General features: G+C 40.4%; 18 protein-coding genes. 2 read left to right on the forward strand and 16 right to left on the reverse strand.

What is annotated here, in order from left to right; translation table 11 throughout:
- Positions 1-40: 40 nt before the first annotated feature.
- From D7Z94_RS20395 to rsgA, 9 genes are all read right to left on the reverse strand, one after another.
- Entirely contained in the window at positions 41-1,018 is a 978-nt protein-coding gene (locus D7Z94_RS20395; RefSeq protein ID WP_120713475.1) for a polyprenyl synthetase family protein, read from the reverse strand.
- Positions 1,019-1,219: 201 nt separating this feature from the next.
- Complete coding sequence (gene rlmN / locus D7Z94_RS20400; RefSeq protein ID WP_120713476.1) at positions 1,220-2,260, reverse strand: 23S rRNA (adenine(2503)-C(2))-methyltransferase RlmN; 1,041 nt, start codon at positions 2,258-2,260, stop codon at positions 1,220-1,222.
- Positions 2,261-2,334: 74 nt separating this feature from the next.
- Positions 2,335-3,384 carry a tRNA preQ1(34) S-adenosylmethionine ribosyltransferase-isomerase QueA gene (gene queA, locus D7Z94_RS20405; protein WP_120713477.1) on the reverse strand — a complete coding sequence of 350 codons (1,050 nt, stop codon included), beginning with the start codon at positions 3,382-3,384 and terminating at the stop codon, positions 2,335-2,337.
- Positions 3,385-3,472: 88 nt separating this feature from the next.
- Positions 3,473-4,702, reverse strand: coding sequence for a 3-phosphoshikimate 1-carboxyvinyltransferase (locus D7Z94_RS20410; protein WP_211341821.1), 1,230 nt, complete (start codon positions 4,700-4,702; stop codon positions 3,473-3,475).
- Positions 4,703-4,739: 37 nt separating this feature from the next.
- Complete coding sequence (locus tag D7Z94_RS20415) at positions 4,740-5,066, reverse strand: nucleotide pyrophosphohydrolase (RefSeq protein ID WP_120713479.1); 327 nt, start codon at positions 5,064-5,066, stop codon at positions 4,740-4,742.
- Complete coding sequence (locus tag D7Z94_RS20420; RefSeq protein ID WP_120713480.1) at positions 5,032-7,083, reverse strand: transglutaminase domain-containing protein; 2,052 nt, start codon at positions 7,081-7,083, stop codon at positions 5,032-5,034. Before D7Z94_RS20420 ends, D7Z94_RS20415 begins: the two co-directional genes overlap by 35 nt.
- A 26-nt stretch (positions 7,084-7,109) precedes the next feature.
- Positions 7,110-9,023 (reverse strand): DUF3857 domain-containing transglutaminase family protein, encoded by a 1,914-nt coding sequence (locus tag D7Z94_RS20425; RefSeq protein WP_120713481.1) that lies wholly within the window; start codon positions 9,021-9,023, stop codon positions 7,110-7,112.
- 84 nt (positions 9,024-9,107) lie between these two features.
- A complete protein-coding gene (gene dtd / locus D7Z94_RS20430; protein ID WP_120713482.1) occupies positions 9,108-9,560 on the reverse strand; it encodes a D-aminoacyl-tRNA deacylase in 453 nt (150 codons plus the stop codon).
- Positions 9,561-9,602: 42 nt separating this feature from the next.
- Complete coding sequence (rsgA, locus tag D7Z94_RS20435; RefSeq protein ID WP_120713483.1) at positions 9,603-10,556, reverse strand: ribosome small subunit-dependent GTPase A; 954 nt, start codon at positions 10,554-10,556, stop codon at positions 9,603-9,605.
- Between the two features lie 105 nt (positions 10,557-10,661).
- On the opposite strand from rsgA, the gene D7Z94_RS20440 reads away from it, so the two are divergent.
- Complete coding sequence (locus D7Z94_RS20440; protein ID WP_120713484.1) at positions 10,662-11,105, forward strand: hypothetical protein; 444 nt, start codon at positions 10,662-10,664, stop codon at positions 11,103-11,105.
- 96 nt (positions 11,106-11,201) lie between these two features.
- Here the strand turns inward: D7Z94_RS20440 and D7Z94_RS20445 are convergent, their stop codons facing one another.
- From D7Z94_RS20445 to D7Z94_RS20460, 4 genes are read right to left on the reverse strand one after another with little or no spacing between them, the layout of a single operon-like run.
- A complete protein-coding gene (locus D7Z94_RS20445; RefSeq protein WP_120713485.1) occupies positions 11,202-12,284 on the reverse strand; it encodes a bifunctional 3-deoxy-7-phosphoheptulonate synthase/chorismate mutase type II in 1,083 nt (360 codons plus the stop codon).
- Between the two features lies 1 nt (position 12,285).
- Positions 12,286-13,146: a prephenate dehydrogenase gene (locus D7Z94_RS20450; RefSeq protein WP_120713486.1), complete on the reverse strand. Its 861-nt coding sequence runs from the start codon at positions 13,144-13,146 to the stop codon at positions 12,286-12,288.
- Between the two features lie 55 nt (positions 13,147-13,201).
- A complete protein-coding gene (locus D7Z94_RS20455) occupies positions 13,202-14,347 on the reverse strand; it encodes a pyridoxal phosphate-dependent aminotransferase (protein ID WP_120713487.1) in 1,146 nt (381 codons plus the stop codon).
- Positions 14,344-15,171: a prephenate dehydratase gene (locus D7Z94_RS20460; protein ID WP_120713488.1), complete on the reverse strand. Its 828-nt coding sequence runs from the start codon at positions 15,169-15,171 to the stop codon at positions 14,344-14,346. The genes D7Z94_RS20455 and D7Z94_RS20460 overlap by 4 nt, the downstream gene beginning before the upstream one ends.
- Positions 15,172-15,634: 463 nt before the next feature.
- Between D7Z94_RS20460 and gldA the strand changes: the two genes are divergently transcribed.
- Positions 15,635-16,528, forward strand: coding sequence for a gliding motility-associated ABC transporter ATP-binding subunit GldA (gene gldA / locus D7Z94_RS20465; RefSeq protein ID WP_120713489.1), 894 nt, complete (start codon positions 15,635-15,637; stop codon positions 16,526-16,528).
- Between the two features lie 35 nt (positions 16,529-16,563).
- On the opposite strand, the gene D7Z94_RS20470 is transcribed toward gldA, so the two are convergent.
- The 3 genes from D7Z94_RS20470 to D7Z94_RS26140 form a co-directional block, all read right to left on the reverse strand.
- A complete protein-coding gene (locus D7Z94_RS20470) occupies positions 16,564-17,031 on the reverse strand; it encodes a hypothetical protein (protein ID WP_120713490.1) in 468 nt (155 codons plus the stop codon).
- 47 nt (positions 17,032-17,078) lie between these two features.
- On the reverse strand, positions 17,079-20,309 hold the full coding sequence (locus tag D7Z94_RS20475) for a protein O-mannosyl-transferase family (protein WP_120713491.1): 3,231 nt from the start codon (positions 20,307-20,309) through the stop codon (positions 17,079-17,081).
- A gap of 80 nt (positions 20,310-20,389) precedes the next feature.
- Positions 20,390-21,103, reverse strand: a complete 714-nt coding sequence (locus D7Z94_RS26140) for a helix-turn-helix domain-containing protein (protein WP_317125789.1) — start codon at positions 21,101-21,103, stop codon at positions 20,390-20,392.
- Positions 21,104-21,109 lie beyond the last annotated feature (6 nt).

Consider the following 21,109-nt stretch of genomic DNA (forward strand, 5'->3'; position numbering starts at 1 on the left):
TAATATGAAAATTTCATATCAAAAACAGAGCCATTCCACTTTACTTTTTTCTATCCACTACATAATTTACCATAAGCTCAAGGGAGCTTTTGTAATCCGAAGATGGGTATGTGTCCAAAAGTTTCAAAGCCTCTTCCTTAAAATCGAGCATTTTTTGTACGGCATATTCCAATCCGCCTCTTTCCTTTACGAAAGCGATTACTTGCTTCACCCTCGTTTTGTCTTTATTGTGATTTTTTACGGAATTGATCAACCATCTTTTTTCCGATTTGGAGCAGTTGTTAAGGACATAAATTAGAGGTAATGTCATCTTTTGTTCCTTAATATCTATCCCGGTAGGTTTCCCAATTTTCTCTTCTCCATAGTCAAAGAGATCATCCTTTATTTGAAAGGCCATGCCACAGAGTTCCCCAAATTTTCGAAAGGTTTCCACATCCGGTGAATCGGGTTTTACGGAGCACGCACCCAGACTACAACATGCAGCAATTAAAGTAGCCGTTTTTTGGCGGATGATATCATAATAGACTTCTTCGGTAATGTCTAGCCGTCTTGCCTTTTCGATTTGCAACAACTCTCCCTCACTCATTTCCCGAACGGCTACGGAAATAATCCTGAGTAGGTCAAAATCTCCATGGTCAATGGACAATAACAATCCTTTTGATAATAGATAATCGCCGACCAAAACAGCAATTTTATTTTTCCATAATGCATTAATGGAAAAGAACCCGCGCCGTTTGTTACTTTCATCCACAACATCATCATGCACCAAAGTAGCCGTATGAATAAGTTCTATAACGGAGGCACCCCTATATGTTCGTTCATTTACCTCGCCCTTGTTCAATAACTTTGCGGTCAAAAAAACGAACATAGGCCGCATTTGCTTGCCTTTTCGGTTTACAATATAATACGTAATGCGATTAAGGAGTGCTACCTTGGAGGACATGGCAGTATGGAACTTTTTCTCAAAAAGTTCCATTTCACTATCTATAGGTTCCTTTATTCGGGATACTGTTTTCAAGAAGTTTGGTTTCTATCGCGTTGGATTTGGAAAGATAAAAATAAAATAAGGAAAAGAAGAGGAGTTCTGTGGGCAGTTGCAGTATTCGGTGGGCATAGGATTATTTTTGTAAACCTTCAAGTTAGACCATTTAACGCCTTGAGTGAAAACGAGGGTTCTCTACATTGTACTGAAAATCGCCAACTGCAATTGCTTATTCTTTCAGCGTTTATTTGCCAATTGGCCACATGCCGCATCAATATCCTTCCCCCTGGAACGTCTAACGGTAACTACAATTCCGTTTTGCTCTAAAGTGTCCACATATCTCTCCAGTGCGGCATTTGAAGCTTGCCGAAACTTACCATCATCGATTGGATTATATTCGATAAGATTAACCTTGGAGGGCGCAAATTTGCAGAAGTCTACCAAGGCATCCACATCCTTTTGTGTATCATTGATACCTTCCCAGACCACATACTCGTAGGTGATTCTACTTTTGGTCCTGGCATACCAATATTGCAAGGATTCCCGTAGGTCGGTTAAAGTAAATGTGGCATTAAAGGGCATTATGGATGTCCGTATTTCATCAATGGCAGAATGAAGGGATACTGCCAAATTGAATCTAACCCCATCGTCTGCCATTTTTTTTATCATTTTGGGAACTCCCGATGTAGAGACTGTAATGCGTCTTGGGGACATTCCGAGCCCAGTGGGGGAGGTTATCTTATCGATAGCCTTTAACACATTGTTGTAATTCATCAAAGGTTCGCCCATTCCCATAAATACAATGTTGCTCAACGGTCGGTCAAAATATAGCCTACTCTCGTTATCAATGGCCACCATTTGGTCGTAGATTTCATCAGGATTCAGATTGCGCATCCTTTTTAAACGTGCCGTAGCACAGAACTTGCAGTCCAAACTACAACCTACCTGGCTGGAGACGCATGCCGTGGTCCGATTTGCCGTAGGAATTAAAACAGATTCCACCACCAACCCATCATGCAATCGTACAGCATTTTTTATGGTACCGTCCTTGCTGCGTTGCATTTGATCTACGCGAATGTGATTGATTACAAAAAACTCCTCTAAAAGTTTTCGGGTATCCTTGGAAAGATTTGTCATCACATCAAAGGAGTGTGCGGATTTCTGCCAAAGCCATTCATAGACTTGATTGCCGCGGAAAGCTTTATCACCTTGGTCCGTGAAAAAACCGCGTAATTGTTCCTTGGTAAGGGCTCGTATGTCTTTCTTTTTTGTTTCCAATACGTGAAAAGATAAAAAATCCTGCCGAACCGATGATTTGGTAGGCAGGATTCCTATAATTTGTTCGAACCTTCCTATATAATCAACATGGCATCTCCATAGGAATAGAAACGATATCCCTCCAAAATAGCTTCTTTATAGGCCCTTTTCATGAGATCGTGACCAATAAAGGCAGACACCATCATCAGCAATGTAGATTTGGGTAAGTGAAAATTGGTAATCATACAATTGGCGATACTGAAATCATAAGGTGGGAAAATGAATTTGTTGGTCCACCCGTCAAACGTATTTAGCGTTTGTTCGGAAGAAACCGCACTTTCCAATCCCCGCATTGCCGTAGTACCCACTGCGCATACTTTTTTTCTTTTCTCCTTGGCCCGGTTCACCACTTCTGTTGCCTTTTCGTCTATGATCAATTCTTCGCTATCCATTTTATGTTTGGAAAGATCCTCTACCTCAACGGGATTAAAGGTTCCCAAACCAACATGCAAGGTCAATTCCGCAAAATTTACCCCTTTGATTTCCAAACGCTTTAATAAATGCTTGGAAAAGTGAAGTCCAGCCGTCGGAGCTGCCACAGCTCCTTCATGTTTGGCATAAATGGTCTGATAACGTTCCTCATCCTCCGGTTCCACACCCCGCTTAATGTATTTTGGCAAGGGCGTTTCCCCCAATTCCCGAAGTTTCCTTCGAAAATCGATATAAGCCCCGTCATATAAAAAACGTAGGGTCCTTCCCCTGGATGTTGTATTGTCAATAACTTCGGCTACCAGGCTTTCGTCATCCCCAAAATATAGTTTATTGCCTATTCGGATTTTACGTGCTGGATCTACCAAAACATCCCACAGTCTTTGTTCCTCGTTTAATTCCCGTAATAAAAATACCTCGATACGGGCTCCTGTCTTTTCCTTATTTCCGTATAACCTTGCCGGAAAGACCTTGGTGTTGTTCAGGACCATAACATCGCCTTCGTCAAAATAATCGATAAGATCCTTGAACATCTTGTGCTCTATTTTGCCAGAATCCCTATGGATTACCATTAATTTGGACTCATCTCTATTTTCAGTTGGGTATTCTGCCAATAGGTCCTTAGGAAGTTCAAAATTGAAGTGCGATAATTTCATGTAAGTGAATTAAGTTAGTCATTTTTGCGGCTGCAAATATACAATGTGGCCATAGGGGTTGTCAAGTAAAACAAGGATTAAATACGAATTATGATTTTCGTATGGTTAGACCCAGTATTTCCAGGTCTTTCCAAAAATCAGGATAGGATTTAGAAACCACTTCGGCATCGTTTACATATATTGAAGTTTTCATGGCCAAAGGTGCAAAGGCCATGGCCATTCTATGATCATTATAAGTGTCTATAGCCACATCCTTGTTCATTTGGTATGACGGACGCAATATCAAATCCTTATCCGATACGATTATATCCGCACCCAATTTGGAGAGCTCCGTATCCAAAGCTACCAATCTATCGGTTTCCTTTATTTTTAGGGTATGCAAGCCTGTAAGATGACATCCTACTCCCAATCCAAAACACGTAACCGCAATAGTCTGCGCGGTGTCCGGAGCATTTGAAAGTTCCAGATTCAAATTTTCAGGTTTTAAGTCTGCCACCTTTCTTAGGCTGATTTCATTTTCCCTGAAATCGGTGTCCACCCCCCAATTTTTGTAAATCCCCGCAAGCACACTATCACCCTGCAGGCTATTTTTTTTATAAGATGATAAGATAACTTCGGAACCAACAGTACTAAGGGCAACTATACTGTAGAAATAAGAGGCAGAGCTCCAATCTGATTCCACCACCAGGGTTTTTGAATTCACGGACTCTTCCGGATATACCTTGATCTTATTTCCTTCAAAAGTGGTCCGTACTCCAATTTGCTCCAATAAGGCCAAAGTCATCTTTATATAGGGAACAGATGTAATTTCCCCTTTCAAGTCCAATTCCAGACCATTTCCCAGACCCGGTGCAACCAGCAACAATGCAGAAATATATTGGCTACTGATATTGGCAGGAAGGCTTACTTTATTTCTGGTCAGTTTTTTCCCTTTAATTCTTATTGGTGGATATCCATCGTTCTTTTCATATGCAATCTCGGCCCCTAATTTGTGTAGCGCATCCACTAGAACTTTTATGGGACGCTCGGTCATACGTCGTGAGCCTGTAAGAAGAACTTCCTTGCCTTCCTGTGAGGCAAAGTAGCCTGTAAGAAATCGCATGGCCGTACCGGCATGATGGATATCCACAACACCCTTACTTGTATTCAGTCCTTTTTGCATGACTTGGGCATCATCGGAATTGGATAGGTTGTCAATCCCGATATTAGGGTACAACGCTTGTAACAATAACAAACGGTTGGACTCGCTTTTTGAGCCTGTAATCCGAATATTGGATTTTAGTAATTTGGTTGCAGGAGGAGATAGGTGTAGTTTCAATCTTATGCGGTTCTAGTGCTAAGGTGCAAAGATAGTACTATTTGAGCTTTTTGTTGTTTTGGTGTCTGTCATGATCCCGTTGGGTCTTCAATGCCAATTTTTCATCGAAAGCTTTCTGCAAATCTACATTCGTCTGATTTGCCAAACAAAGGACCACAAAAAGGACATCTGCCAATTCCTCTCCTAGATCTCTTTCCTTATCGGATTCCTTTTCGCTCTGCTCTCCATACCTTCGGGCAATGATACGGGCCACCTCCCCTACCTCTTCGGTAAGTTGGGCCATATTTGTAAGTTCGTTAAAATAACGTACGCCGTGCTGTTTTATCCAATTATCTACTTCCTGCTGGAGTTTCTTGAGAGCCATTTGCCGTAGTTTTGGATAAAACTACTTTTTCTGCTTCTTTTTCCACTATCTTTTTGTAGAATTCTTTTAAATTGTGATAATCTACGGCAGGAATAATGGCCGCATTCATCTTCAAATCTGCCAAAACCTGGATCTTATTACCTTGAGCTATCACTTTATAAATAAAACTTGCCGTTTTATTGGGTAAGCCTAACTTTATATCTGCCGGTAATGTCTCGATTTCGTATCCCTCCGGTATGGAAATATTGACCACCATTTTTTCTTCCCAGGGATACGCATAATCTATAGGGTAATTTCTTTCGTCCAATTTAAAGGGGTTTTCGGTCATAGTACTAGTAAACAAGGGGTTAAAGTACATTTTATCCCCTACTTTTGCTATCTGACCTTCCATAGTAAAACTCATGTTTTCCATAATGGCCTTGCCTATGGTCTCGTTATTTTTCACCGCGTATTCCCCGATTTCCATACCTACATTGGAGGATTCCAATTTTTCCAGATAAGAATCTTCTTGTACGCCATTGAACTTGTTCCTGAACTCGTATGCCTTAAAATCGGTGTATGTCTTACGCATCCTGCCTTTGATCCCGCCATTTTGGTCTAGGGCAACGGTACAATTGGAATTCTCCTTGGAAACTATTTTGGGCATTACTGAGACGCTATTGAAGCTTCCATCTTTTTTTATCAACTTTCCATACCAGTTCAGCGCATGTACAGGTAATACGTTAGGTTTGGTATATTTGTTGGAAGCATCCAAAAGCACAATGTTGTCATTCAAGGAGACGGAAGCTACCACATAATTAAAGCCTCTTCGTGTGGGAAACATGGGCACTCCATGGTCCCTAGTGCTTATGAGCACGGGATTGGCCTCTAGACCTGCTTCGTTAAGCATGGCGGTCAACATCAGATTGATGTCCGCTATGTTACCGCTGCGATCTTCATAGGCCTTTTTAACACCTTTATCGGTATAAAACCCCGCCATACCATTCCAATTCATATGGTTTTGAACATACTGAAAAATAATCGCTGCCTTTTCCACCTCATCGGTTCTATCCGCAATAAGGGTCTGAAGATCTTCCTTGAAATATCTTTTTTGGGCAAGTTGACCCCCAAAATTACGACTTTCATAAATTGTCTTGATTACCTTCTCCCAGGTAGTGGTATAACTTTTTATAGGGGATTGTGGAAACTTGGTATACTGCAATTCATACAACACAGCGCTTCTATAGTTGTTCATGTTATTAACATGAGGTTCCTCTTTTAGGGCAGGCACATCTTGCATTGTATAGTTGGTAACATTAATAATATAATTCAGGTTGGAATTGCTGAAGGTGGTAGTTGTGTTATATTTTCCTCTTCTCTGCTTATCGGTAAAGGTGATGGTCCCACCTTCGGTACCCGTTTGAGGATTAAGAGGCAGATATCCTTTCATGGTGGGTTTAAAAACAAAGTATTCCGGGGCCCTAATGGAAATCTCCTGATATTTGATGGGGATGTCATATTGCATGGCTATTTCATCAATAATCCAATAAAAGGGGGAGTGGATTTGGTATTCGTATTCAACTACACTACCAACTTTTACGTTGGGCATGGTAAATTTTTCTTCGTTGTAATACTCGTTCAGTTCGGTTGTAAACTCTCCTTCTTTGGACAATTTATGCTTTCTAATTTCCCCATTTTCCAAACTATAGGTAAATGCCTTCAATCCACTGATGGTCTCCTTGTCCCCATTGTCCTTGGACAATTTTTCTATTACCGTGGCATATTCAAATCCTTCCGATTTATAAATTTTTACTCGCTCATGGATAGAGGTAACCAATTTAAAACCAAGGGATTGCTTGTATTCAAAACGAATATTTTTATATCGATACAATACCGCGGCAACGGCAGAAGAATCTTTTTCATACACTTCTTCCCTAAGTTCGGCTTCCGATACTTTTCCAAATTTAACTTTCTGAGCCAAGACATCGTTGGCAATTAGGGCGACAAAAAGACATAGACTGATTTTGAGGTTTTTCATGATTAGAAGTTTTGAGGTTTCGGGGTTTAAAGGTTGGTTTTGACAATTACTACTTGGGCATTGTCAGCTGAAGCAATCTTCTTTCTAAAATTGCGGTAGTTGGCATATTCCTCCTTGGGATGTGTTCCTTTTTTGAGGAAAAAACTGCGTTTGTAATTTAAGGTATTGGTTTCTGAATTGTAATCAAGTTCCATGGTATAAGTGCCGAATGGAGTTTCAAGCTTTGTATTCTCTGGAAGAGCTTCAACTGCATATCCATTGGGCATAGCTATCTCAAATGCATCCTCATCCAAAAAACCTCGTTGTATTTCCAAGGGTAATTTCCGATTTCTATAACGTTGGGGCACATAGCTATTCTTATTGAAGGCATTGGGAGCAAACAGAATTCTCTCCCCACTGATGGAAGCATAGTTTTTTGCAGAGACCTCTACCACCTCTGTAAATCGAATTTCCTCACGATCATTATCAAATTCGTAGCTGTGAAGATTAAGGTTATTCACCTCGCTCCAATAATCCTTATAATGCTTGCTAATCTTGTCCTTTGATTTTTCCTCAAGGGTAAAACGATTGTCATACTGCACGCCTTCAGTAGCAATAACCACTTTACCGGATATTGAGCCATCTTCCAAAACATTAAACTTTGCCTTGGTCGATTGATGGTTCTGTTTGTTATTATAGGCCACTGTGGATACGAGTTCGCCTCCTTCCGGCTTTACCACAAGAACCTTACGGTCATCCGTAAAGTCGCCCACAAAACCAAAAGGATGAATTTGGGAAGTGCAATCTATCCAATAGTATTTGTCCTCATATGGAATGGCCAAGATAACATGGTTGCCCTGTCTCAGGTCGGCAAAGTCTTCCTCAAAATCCACTTTTCTTGGGCCTGCTTCCACTACCGTATAATAGGAATCCACGCCCACTGCCTCCAAAAGAGCTTTGGTATAGTTGGAGAGACCTTTACAATCCCCATATTTAACACGGTCCACCTCAATGGCACTAATGGGCCTAAAGCCTCCAATACCTATCTGAACACTGATATATCTTGTGTTGTCCTGTACATACTTATAAATCACTTTCGCTTTTTCCAAATCATCCTCAATACCGTTCACCAGATTTCTGGCCATGGTTCGGGTTGCTTCCGAAAGTTCCGTACGTCCTTTTAAAAGTGAATTGTTGACCCATGACCCCAATTGGTTCCAGTCATCCACGTCTCCATCAAAGCCTTTATAGTGAAAATGTTCCAATCGTACCAAAAGTTTTGGTCCCATGCTACTATAATCCGGACTATGTACCTCACTTTTTACGGCAGGAAGGTGTTGGGCGGTATAAATGATACGACCTTTCCTTTCTTCTTTTTCAATAGGAAAATCATCCAAATTGTATTCCTTGATGACCGGTTTCAAGTCGCTTGAGGCGTAGGTAATCTCATAATGGCTCTTTTCCACACTCGCCAAATATCCCGATAAAAAATACCAAGAGGGAAAAACACCAGTATCACTGGTCTCCACTTCATAGGAAAATTCCATAGTGTAAGGATATTGTATTGGGGTATAGGAATACGTAAGCAATCTATCATCTATATAAAGGGAAATACCATCCGCAGCACTAACATCCCGAAAATCCCTTTTCTTTAGGTGTTCTATTTCTTTCCCCATTTTATCGTACACATAGGCTTCTATATGCTTTATCTTTTTGTCACTGTCATAGAAAACACGGGGGCTGGCATATCTGTTGCCCATTTTGTTCAAAACCGTTACCACTTGTTTTACGGTATATACCATTCTATTCCTGGCTTCCACGTGTATTTGCATTTCATCTAGGCGAACCACGGCGTTCGCATTTTCCACAAGGGTTTTATCCAATAAAAGGGCTTGATAGTTGGATTTTTGTCCAGAAACGATACATACCAGAAAAAAGGATGTAAGGAGGAGTAGGCGCATTGGTTTAGGTCGGAGGTTAAGTACTTACAACGCAAAGTACCAAAATTTCTTACATTTATCCATTACAAAATCGATAAATGTCCTTTATTCCCTGTTCTTTGTATCTATAACGATGGTAACGGGACCATCATTCAATAAATCTACTTTCATATCGGCACCAAAAATTCCTGTTCCCACTTTTTTATTTAAATCCATTTCCAATTGTTGCACGAATTTTTCATACAAGGGAATGGAAATATCAGGTTTTGCGGCTTTTATGTAAGATGGTCTATTTCCTTTTTTGGTAGATGCATGTAAGGTAAATTGACTGACCACTAGAGCAGTGCCATCGATATCTAGTAATGAGCGATTCATTACCCCTCCTAAGTCGTTAAAAATACGGAGGTTTACAATCTTTCGTGATAGCCATTCAATATCTTCCTTCCCATCGGCGTCCTCTATTCCTAATAATACAAGAAGACCTGCCTCGATTTTTGAAACCTCGTTTCCTTCTACGGTTACACTGGCCTTAGATACTCTTTGAATCACTGCGCGCATACTCCAATTCTAAACCTTCCTTCTAAAAAAGGCATATTTGGTCTAATCCATTTTTCCATAATTATCCATTCTGTACGTATCATCTTGGCCAGTAACCATTTGCACATAACTTCGATACCTGCTCCAAGATACCTCATCCTTTTCCAAGGCCTCCTTAACCGCACATTTTGGTTCGCCCAAATGCAGGCAATTATTAAATTTACAATTGTTCTTGATCCTAAAAAATTCCGGAAAGTAGTCCCCTATTTCGTCCTTATCCATGTCCACCATACCAAAACCCTTTATTCCTGGTGTATCAATAATGCGTGCATCGAAACTCAGATCAAACATCTCGGCGAATGTAGTAGTGTGTTGTCCTTGAAGGTGTTGTTCGGATATTTCGGCAGTCTTAATGCTCAAAGAAGGTTCCAATTTATTGATCAAGGTAGATTTGCCCACTCCTGAATGACCCGAGAACATGCTGGTTTTATCGAGCATCAATTCCCTGACCTGATCGACATTTCTTCCGGTTTTTGCAGATATGCCGATACAGGTATATCCCACATTTTGGTAGAGGTCGATCAAATATCTTACCTCGGCCGACTCTTCCCTGCCATAACTGTCCATCTTATTGAACAACAAAACGGTTGGAATGTCATAAGCTTCGGCAGTCGCCAAAAAACGGTCTATGAAAATGGTGTGGGTTACAGGGTTGTTCAAAGTAATTATCAAAAAGACGTGATCTAAGTTGGCGGCAATGATATGGGTCTGTTTGGAGAGGTTTACGGATTTTCGAATAATATAATTTTTCCGGTCTTCGATTTCAGAAATAATTCCGATGGTTTCGTCCCCAATTAGTTCTATCTCGAATTTCACCTTGTCCCCGACCGCAACCGGATTTGTGCTTTTGATACCTTTAATGCGAAATTTTCCTTTAATCCTACATTCATAGAACGCTCCGCTATCCGTTTTGACGGTATACCAGCTCCCTGTAGATTTATACACAACTCCCGTCATTACGTCTAAAAATTCATCATGGATAGTTCGGGCAAAAATACCGATTTTTCTTTTTAAGATTCGCGGTATCTTTGGGCCAATTCTAACAATTAAATCATATTGAAAATGAAAAAAAATCTATGTATTATCTGTCTGGCCATCTTTGCTACCTTTGAAATCCACGCCCAACAATATAAGATAATAACCAGTGTAGAATCCATTGTGCCAAGCGGAATAGGCCGGTCTCGAATTATCGACGCCCAAGAAGAAAAGGATTTTGCGGAATACACTTCAGAACAGACGGAGGAGGATAACACAAGGAACAAGTCCAAGCGAGGGAATATTCGGGTAAAAAACTTTGAGGAAACGAAGCTTCTAAATTTTTACAATATCGCTGGAATCCGTTTTCAGAATATTGCGGCCAATGATGCGGTCACCTCCTCCAAATTAACGGCAATGGCAGCTGATGGTTGGGAATTGGTATTTGTATCGAGTGCCGTTGAATCCGATGCAGGGGATAAGGATGGCCAAGGTATCTTTATTACCCGGTATGTCTTTAAAAAGGATTAATAAACTTTTGGGGAAATACAATGAAGTATAAGGGCAAAGCAATCTGTTCGTTTTAAACACCAAATGAACAGATTGCTTCACTCGCCTTTGACTGTTTTAGGCATTGATGATCTTTTCCTGATGGTTTATGGATTCCTGATGGATGGCCTTGAACATTTTTAGTACAAATTCCTCACTCAATCCTTTGGATTCACCTTCCAAAATCATTTTTCCTAAAATGGAGTTCCACCGATTGGTTTGAAGCACCGCTACATTGCGTTGCTTTTTAAGTTCCCCAATGCCATCTGAAACTTTCATGCGTTTTCCAAGCATATCAATCAACTGATTGTCGATAATATCTATTTGGGCCCTTAGGTTATTCAACCGACTATTGTACTCTGCCTCCTTATCGGTCTCCTTTCTAATTTTTAGATCTTCCATAATTTGTACCAATCTTTTGGGTGTCACTTGTTGCGCTGCATCACTCCATGCATTGTCCGGGTCATAGTGCGTCTCGATCATCAATCCATCAAAATTTAGATCCAGTGCGGTTTGGGAAACATCAAAGATCATGTCCCTCTTTCCGGTAATGTGGGATGGGTCGTTGATAATGGGCAAGTCCGGAAATTTGGTCTGCAACTCAATGGCCAATTGCCACTCCGGAATATTTCGATATTTGGATTTTTCATAGGTCGAAAAACCACGGTGGATTACCCCCAGCTTTTTAATGTTGGCCGTATACAAACGTTCCACGGCACCCAGCCATAAGGAAAGGTCGGGGTTTACCGGATTCTTTATCAAAACAATCTTATCGGTACCTTCCAGGGCATCGGCAATGTCCTGTACAATAAATGGGCTCACAGTAGAACGGGCACCTATCCACAACAAATCAATATCATGTTCCAGGGCCAGCTCCACATGGTTTCTGTTGGCAACTTCAGTGGCCGTTTTTAACCCGGTTTCCTCTTTTACCTTTTGCAACCATTTTAGGCCTAATGCACCTACACCCTCAAAATTTCCAGGACGCGTACGAGGTTTCCATATACCTGCACGATAATAATTTACATCCGTATCCTTCAGATCATGGGCAATCCTTAATACTTGCTTCTCAGTTTCCGCACTGCAGGGTCCGGCAATCACCAATGGATGTGGAAGTTCCATATCGTTCAACCATTTTCTCAATTCCTTTGTATTCTCCATGTTATTGTTTGTTAAGTGGTATTCCTTTTAGTATTTCCTTTATTTTATTCGTATTGTCCATTTCAGTATAAATGCCCTTGTAATCATTCTCCAAAAGGAGCTCTTTGAACGCTTCCAAGTTTTGGATATAATCCTCCAATATTTCAACTACATTGTCCTTGTTCTGTTCAAAAATAGGCGTCCACATGGCCGGGGAACTTTTGGCCAGACGCACCGTACTTTCAAATCCACTACCGGCCATATCAAAAATATCCTTTTCGTTCTTCTCCTTTTCAATTACCGTTTTACCTAACATGAATGAACTGATATGCGATAAATGTGATACGTACGCAATATGGCGGTCATGTGCCAGCGGATTCATATATCGTATTCGCATACCCATTTCCTGAAATAGTCCCAGAGCCCGTTCCTGCAATTTAAAAGCAGTTTTTTCCACTTCACAGATAATATTGGTCTTACCGTTGTATAAGCCTTCCATAGCTGCTGATGGGCCGGAAAACTCCGTTCCGGCAATGGGGTGACAGGCCAAAAAGTTCCTACGTTTGGGATGGTTCTCCAAAGTTTTGCAAATCAAACTTTTGGTAGATCCACCATCAAAGACTACACAATCATCGTTAATGGCATCCAAAATTTCCGGTAATTTCTCTGCCAGGGCATCTACTGGAATACTCGCAATGACCATATCCGCTTGCGTTAAATCCTGATAACCGGATTTTACATCAATTATACCCAACGATAGAGCTTCGTCTAGATGGGACGTATTGGTATCCACTCCGAAAATTTTCGAGTCGGGACGTAATCTTTTTATATCCTTTGCAAAGGAGCCTCCAATTAAACCTATACCTATAACGAATATGTTCATTTTCTAGCTGTTAGACTTTTCCAAATCAATACAGGAAAGTTCCATTTTTCCATTTCTAAAACCGATCTATTGCCTCCTTAATCTTATCTTCTTTTACACAAAGCGAAAACCGGATATAACCTTCACCGTTGCTCCCAAAAATGGTGCCCGGTGCTATAAAAACACCATTATCGTACAACACCTCATCAATAAATTCCTCGGAAGATTTGCTTCCTTCCGGCAATTTGGCCCATACAAACATACCCGCAGCATTCTTATCATAGGTACAGTTTAACTTATCCACTAAGTCGAACATCAATTGACGTCTGGATGCATAAACGGCATCCAATTTTTTGAACCATTCATCTCCGCTTTGCAATGCCGTCACCGCCCCTTGTTGAATTCCATAGAACATTCCCGAATCCATATTGCTTTTTATCTTCAACACGGCATTTATATGCCTTTCGCTGCCCATTACCATACCCACACGCCAACCTGCCATGTTAAAGGTCTTGCTCAATGAATTAAGTTCCAAGGCAACCTCCTTGGCTCCTTCTACCTGTAAAATACTTGTGGGGTGTTCGTTCAACACAAAACTATATGGATTGTCATTGACCAACAGAATCTGATTTTCCTTGGCAAACGACACCAATTCCAGCATTTTTTCATGTGTTATGGTAGCTCCTGTAGGCATGTTCGGATAGCTGATCCACATTAGCTTTACCTTGGAGAGATCCTGACTTTCCAAAGCTTTCAAGTCCGGCAACCATTCGTTGGCTTCTGTCAGGTCATACTTCACGGGAACGGCACCTACCAGTTTAGTGACGGAAGTATAGGTAGGATATCCGGGATCAGGTATCAATACTTTATCCCCAGTGTTCAAAAAAGCCAGGCTAATGTGCATTATTCCTTCTTTGGAACCCATCAATGGCAAAATCTCGTTTAATCCGTCCAGGGAAACCCCAAATTTGGATTGATAAAAATCGGCCATGGCATTCCTTAATTCAGGTAATCCCTGATAACTTTGATATTGATGCGCACCAAACTCCCCCAACACATTCTGAAGTGTGTTCACCACCTCTGGCGAGGGATCTAAATCGGGACTCCCAATACCCATGTTGATAATAGGTCTGCCCTCTGCTACAAGTTGACGTACCTCTCGCAACTTCTTGGAGAAATAATATTCCTCAACCGTTTTTAATCTTTCCGCTGTTTGTATCATAATCGGGCATTTTTATATTCCCCTATGACCTTAAAATTTTCGGACATAATCTCCAAAAGCGATTTGGCCTTGGCAAAATTATCATATTGTTCAAAAGTAACGTCCACGAAAAAAGCATATTTCCAAGGGGTCTCTATTATGGGCAACGATTGAATTTTGGTCAAATTAAGGTTACAATCGCTCATCACATTGAGGACCGTTGCCAAACTGCCTCTTTTATGGTCGGTTTCAAATCTTAGGGATGCCTTATTTATTTCGTCCTTGGGGAGTTCCTTGTTCTTGGTTTTTACAATGATAAATCTTGTAGCATTGTTCTTTATGGTCTGTATCTCCTTGGCAATAATCTTTAAGCCATATAGTTCGGCGGCTACTTGAGGCGCAATGGCAGCGATACCCTTTAAATTATGCTCCTGAATTTGCTTGGCCGTTTCGGCAGTATCCACATCTTCCACCATTTTAATATGGGGTTGCGTCTTCAAAAACTCCCTACATTGTAACAGGGCCATAGGATGGGTACGAACTTCTTTTATATCTTTAATTTGCTGACCTTCCAAAGCCATCAAATGGTGGTGAATGTTCAAATAATGTTCCCCTATAATATGCAAGCCGTTGTCATATACCAGCGCATAATTGGGAATAATAGATCCTGCTATGGAATTCTCAATGGCCATAACACCTTTGTCTGCAGAACCATCCAACAAGCGGTCTACCAATCCGTGAAAGGAAAGACACTCCACTAAATCCACACCACCCTGAAAGTATTCCCTTGCTACCTGATGGTGGTTGGATCCCTTTATTCCCTGTATGGCTATTTTCAAACTCATTTTACACTATCTGACGATTCCCTTGGCCCATTCCTGGCATTCTATTTTCATGAAAAATGGGAAATAAAAAAGTCCCGTTTTTCACGGGACTTCATATTATATTTTTGTTTTCAATATACTACAACAGTCCCTTTCCTCCTTTAAAAAAGAAGTAAAAGTAAAAACCGTTCCAGAAATATTGTTTTGTCATTATGCTATAAAACTTCGGCTAATGTACTAATTAAATTTAAAAATCAGGTTTATGCCTCTTCTTTTTTTGATTTTCTAAGAATTAACGTCAATCCTTGTCCATTTATTTTTCAAAATCTAGTTTTAATGCGAATTATGCACGTTATACAAACAACAAGGATAAGGCAGGAATCCTTGTTTTTAACCCTAAGTACGTGTTTTTTCAATAATCTTCATAGATATACGGAGGTCTTAATGCTATTTGCTATATTTTTGAAAAAAATCAACGAAACCAGTGTCCATTGTCGTAAAAAACATTACCAAAACGTTCGGGAACCAAAAAGCCTTGAACGATGTCTCCTTCGATGTGAAAAAAGGTGAAATCGTAGGGTTTTTGGGGCCAAACGGTGCGGGGAAATCTACTTTGATGAAGATTTTGACTACCTACCATGAAGCAGATGAAGGGGAAGCCATGGTAAATGATTTTGACGTTCGTACTGATAAGAAATCTGTCCAAAGGAGTATTGGGTACCTACCTGAACACAACCCCTTGTATTTGGAACTATATGTAAAAGAGTATTTGGCCTTCAATGCCGATGCCCATAAGGTGGACAAGAATCGTATAAAGGAAATTATTGAACGGACGGGACTGCAACCGGAGGCTCATAAAAAGATAGGTCAACTTTCCAAAGGATATCGACAACGGGTAGGTTTGGCAGCGGCACTATTGCACGACCCGGATGTACTCATTTTAGATGAGCCCACTACGGGGCTGGATCCCAATCAACTGCTAGAAATCCGAAAACTTATAAAGGAAATTGGAAAAGAAAAGACCATATTGTTGTCCACCCATATCATGAAAGAAGTAGAGGCTGTTTGTGATAGAGTATTAATTCTGAACAAAGGGGTCCTAGTCGCCGACAAGAAGCTGAACGATCTACGAGACGAAGAGCAACAGGTCATCGAGGTAGAATTCGACTACCGTGTAGAAGAAGCTTTTTTACAAAAACTTCCGCATGTTTCCCTGGTTAAAAATACAGGAGGTTTTGTGTATGAAGTTACTTTTAGTACCTCCAAGGATATGCGTCCGGCCATTTTCGATTTCGCTCATGACAATCAGCTCAAAACATTACAGTTAAGCCGAAAGAACAGAAATTTGGAAAGCTTGTTTACCGAACTGACCGCATAAACACCCTATAGGAATTTCTACCTGCCTCCAAAAACCTAAAACTTTAAGGCCAATCCAATCCCATACTCATTACTGGTAGGAGCTAAGAATAGAGATGTTTTTTTCCCTAGACTATCATTATATTCCAAAATGGCCATCTTTTTATTTTTCATTGCCGAATGAAAAAAAATAGAGCTGATTATTCCGGTACCGGCAGTGGCAATTAGTGGTCCCGTAAGCGGCTCATTATCATCCAAATTTGAAAGTAGCCAAATAGCAGAACCAAAATTTGCTGTCCCGGCAATCAATGCACCCACCATATTTTTCTTGGATTTTTGCCAATGTAAGGCCGAGGCCTGGTTCTCCTTCATAATAGCATCAATCTCCTTCCAGGTTAGCGGTTCTTTGTCCTGATAAAACTTATCGCCCCACATTCCAGGAAAAACGGTGATTTCTTGCGCGGATAGGTTTGTGGCACAGATACTCAATATAAACAAACAAAGTAATAGTCGAAAAGTTTTCATTCTTTTTTTGTTTAAAGATATGTATTTTTAATTAAACAAAAAATGAATTAACCTTGATCTAACAAATCAGAAAACCTACTTACATATCCATTAAATTCCAAAGTTTCGTTTTCATAGATTTCGGAGTCTCCATTTTGCTCAAGAATATCCAGGAGCCTCTGATGGGCTTGCAAATCTGCAAGTGCCTCTTCTATATTATCATACTTTTCTTCTAAGGGTAATGCCAGATTATATTTGAACCTTTCCTGATAAACAGTTTTTAGCTTATGATACAGTTTCCGGGCTTCTTGGGTGTCCCCCACTTTGTAGTAACCATCAAGAAATGGTTCCACAAAAGTGTAATATCCAAAATGTTCCATTGGAACATTGGTCATCGCCATATCAATGATTTCCTTCGCCTTTTCAAATTTATTCTCCTCTAATAGATTTTCCAATAAACGGGCCAATACGATACGATGGGTTACTCCAAACTGTTTTCGGGTCTGTGGATCATGATAAATATTTGGGCTTCCAGAATTGCCCCACTCCCATTTCTTGACAATAGTGTACATTAATTCGGAATCCAGCCGACCTTTCTCAAAAATACTTTCGTTTTTGGTCCTTATTGGTACCAGCTTGTAGACAAGGCCGTCCAACTGAAGATAATCACTCATCCAGATATACTCCTCTTCATCAAAACTTCCCCCGGAAAAATAAATAGGCCGCTCCCAATCGTTATTGGCCAGGATATCCAACATGATTAAATTACTTTTTCTGATGCCGGTCTCGGGAAGGTCAATGTCGATATAATCGACTATCTGTGAAGAGTCTTTTACCTTGACCAACCCAGCAGCCAAGACCTTTTCCTTATTTACCGGAATTCGTATTTTGTTCGTAGGATAAAATACGGCATCCAAATATTCCTCAGAAAAATTGCTAATATCCCTTCCTTGTTTTTCAAGCAACTTTTTCACTTTGGTTTGTGGGTGGTCGCTAGCTACCCATTTCAAAAAATCTTGGATGGGCCATCTTTTGTCCGTTATTGGGGCATAATAAATAACTTCCCTGGAACCATAGGTATAGTTATCATGGGTCAGTTGGGAAGGAATTGGGTCACTTTCGTAGGCCTTGCGTTTCATTTGATCGATATACCATGAAAAATTTAAGTACCCAGATATAATCGTGCGGGTATCCGTTCTATAATTCTCAATTTCCTGGGTGTACCAAAGCGGAAAAGTATCCATATCTCCTATGGTGAATAGGATTGCCCCTGCATTTTCCTGTGTAGAATCAAGATAAGCCTTGGCCATGGCCAATGCCGTATATCGATTGGAACGATCGTGATCGTTCCAATTCTGTTGTGCCATGAGTATGGGAACTGCCATTAAGCAAATAACGAGGAGAATGGGAAGGCCAACTTTTGGTTTAACAAATTTTCTAATTTCCTCAAAAAGGCCGTATACCCCTAGACCTATCCATATAGCAAAAATGTAAAAGGAACCCACTAGCGAATAATCCCGTTCCCGAGGTTGAAAAATAGGTGGATTGGTATAAAATTGGATGGCAATTCCAGTGAACACAAAAAAAACGAACAACACCCAAAATTGCTTGGGGTCTTTGGAAATCTGAAATACAAGCCCAATGATTCCTAAAAGGAGCGGTAAAAAGAAATAGGTGTTTCGGCCCTTATTGTATAGGTCTTCCGAAGGAAGGTTTTCCTGACTGCCTAAGCGGAAACTATCAATTGCCTTGATTCCACTAAGCCATTCCCCGTTACCATCAAAACGACCCTGTTCATCGTTCTGCCTTCCTACAAAATTCCACATGAAATAACGCCAGTACATATAACCTAACTGAAAGTGGAATAAATACTTGATGTTTTGCCATAAGGTGGGAGGTTTCACAATAATCCAATTGTCCATTTCCCTTAGAAAACGTACATATTGGTCAGCTTCTATGAGTCCGTCGGCATTTTTCTTTCGAAAATCGCGAACCACATCCCTCAATTCAACATCAGTCTGGAATTCAGGTTTTATCGTAAAATCCAATACCCCATAGTAACGTATGTAGTTCTCAGCATTCTGCTGGCTCCACATTCTAGGCAAAAAACCTGTGTGATCTGGACTTGAACTTTGCGAAGCACCTTTATACTGATTAACAACTTTATATTTTCCCAGTTTCTCATCGCGTTCGTATTTTGGACTATCGTCCTTGGGAGGATGGTCAGAAGCGAACATATCCGAATAATAGGCCCCATAAAAAGGACTATCGGTACTCGGATATTGTTCCCTATTGTAATAGGCCAGCAGTGAACGGGCATCCGAGGGATCGTTTTCGTTGATTACCACATCCTCACTTGCGCGAATGGGCAATAGTAACCAGGAGGAAAAGCCAAGGGCCAAGAATAGGATAGAAAGTATACTAGTATTTGCAGACCTATATTTCCTTCTTTGGGTGTACCTAAGGGTAAAATAGAAAAAGAACGCCAAAAGTATTCCCATAATAATGCTCCCAGAGTTAAAAGGCAACCCTATAGAATTCACAAAGAATACCTCGCTCCATCCAAATAGTTTCAACATATAGGTTAATAAAAACTTAAAGACCAATAACAATATGACCACCGCGAGGACATTGGCCAGGATAAAATTCTTAATTGTAATGACTTTATATCGTTTAAAATAAAAGAGTAGTACAATGGAAGGAATAGCCAAAAAACCCATAAACTGAATACCAAAGGTCAGGCCCGTTATAAACGAAATTAGAATAAGCCACTTGTCGCCCCTTGGCGTATGTAAACTGTCCGTCCATTGAATCCCCATCCATAGCAACAAGGCCATAATCAAGCTGGCCATGGAATAGACCTCTGTCTCGGTCGCATTGAACCAAAAACTATCCGAAAAAGTAAAAGCTAGGGATCCCACCACTCCACAACCCAAAATACCGATATATTGACCTTTAACGGTCACAGCGGTTTTCAAGACCAGCTTTTGGGCAAGATTCGTAATGGTCCAAAAGAGGAACAGTATAGTAAACGCGCTGGATACAACTGAAACATAATTCACCATAAGCGCTACTTCATCGGGAGCCGTTGCAAATAATGCGAAAAATGATCCAATCATTTGAAGGAGAGGTGCACCTGGAGGGTGGGCAATTTGTAATTTGGCTGAAGTGGCTATATATTCACCAGCATCCCAAAAACTTACGGTAGGTTCAACGGTAAGTACATAAACACTAAGGGCGATACCAAAAAGAGTCCAACCCAGAAGGACGTTCCACGTATCAAATTGCTTTAGGGTCATCAAAGAGTTTCCTACAAAGAACCTTCAGAAAAGAATAGAATGGTATTTGAAATAGTCGGATTTAGGTACTAGTACCCGTGCTAATTTTGTAGTTTTTGTAACAACTCTTCACGACCGGATACATGTAACTTGCTGTAGATATTGGTAATATGTGTTTTGACGGTGCTAATGCTAATAAAAAGTTCGTTGGCGATTTCCTTGTTGCTCTTGCCTTGTAGGATAAGGCCTTGAATATTCCTTTCCTGTCTGCTTAAACCTACTATTGGCAAACCTTTTCTTTTACGTTGCATCCAAAGAACAACTAACACTAGCCCAATACTAACAAATCCCAGCAACCCAATGACCAGTTTACTGTTCCTGTATTTGTTTTCCACTACTTCCGTGGTCAAAAAGGCCAGTTTGTTTTCCAAAAAGAGGTATTCCGAGCGATTTATATTGCTTTTCTTAAGTTTTGTAAGAAGAGTCATATAGTAATCCGGGTTTTCGGTAATATCCAACTCAAGCAGGTTTTTATCTTCCAAAATTTTGAGCGCCAGTAATTTCACCCTCAATATTTTGATCGAATCGCGTGCGTAATCCCTAAATTCCGATTCTTGCACTTCTTGAGTAGATGTTGAAGCATTTAACCGTGTTTCGAAGTGTTTTAATTTCTTCCATTCCCCGATTTCAAGATTGTCATAGTCGTCTCCAATTCCTTCAATGTAGTTATCCAAAGGCACAGTATCTGTCTGGGCGTGTAAATTTATCGTTGCCCAAAAGCAGAAAACCAGTCCGTATATAGTTAAAATTCTCAAACCCCT

Source organism: Ulvibacterium marinum (assembly GCF_003626755.1).
Lineage (GTDB): Bacteria > Bacteroidota > Bacteroidia > Flavobacteriales > Flavobacteriaceae > Ulvibacterium > Ulvibacterium marinum.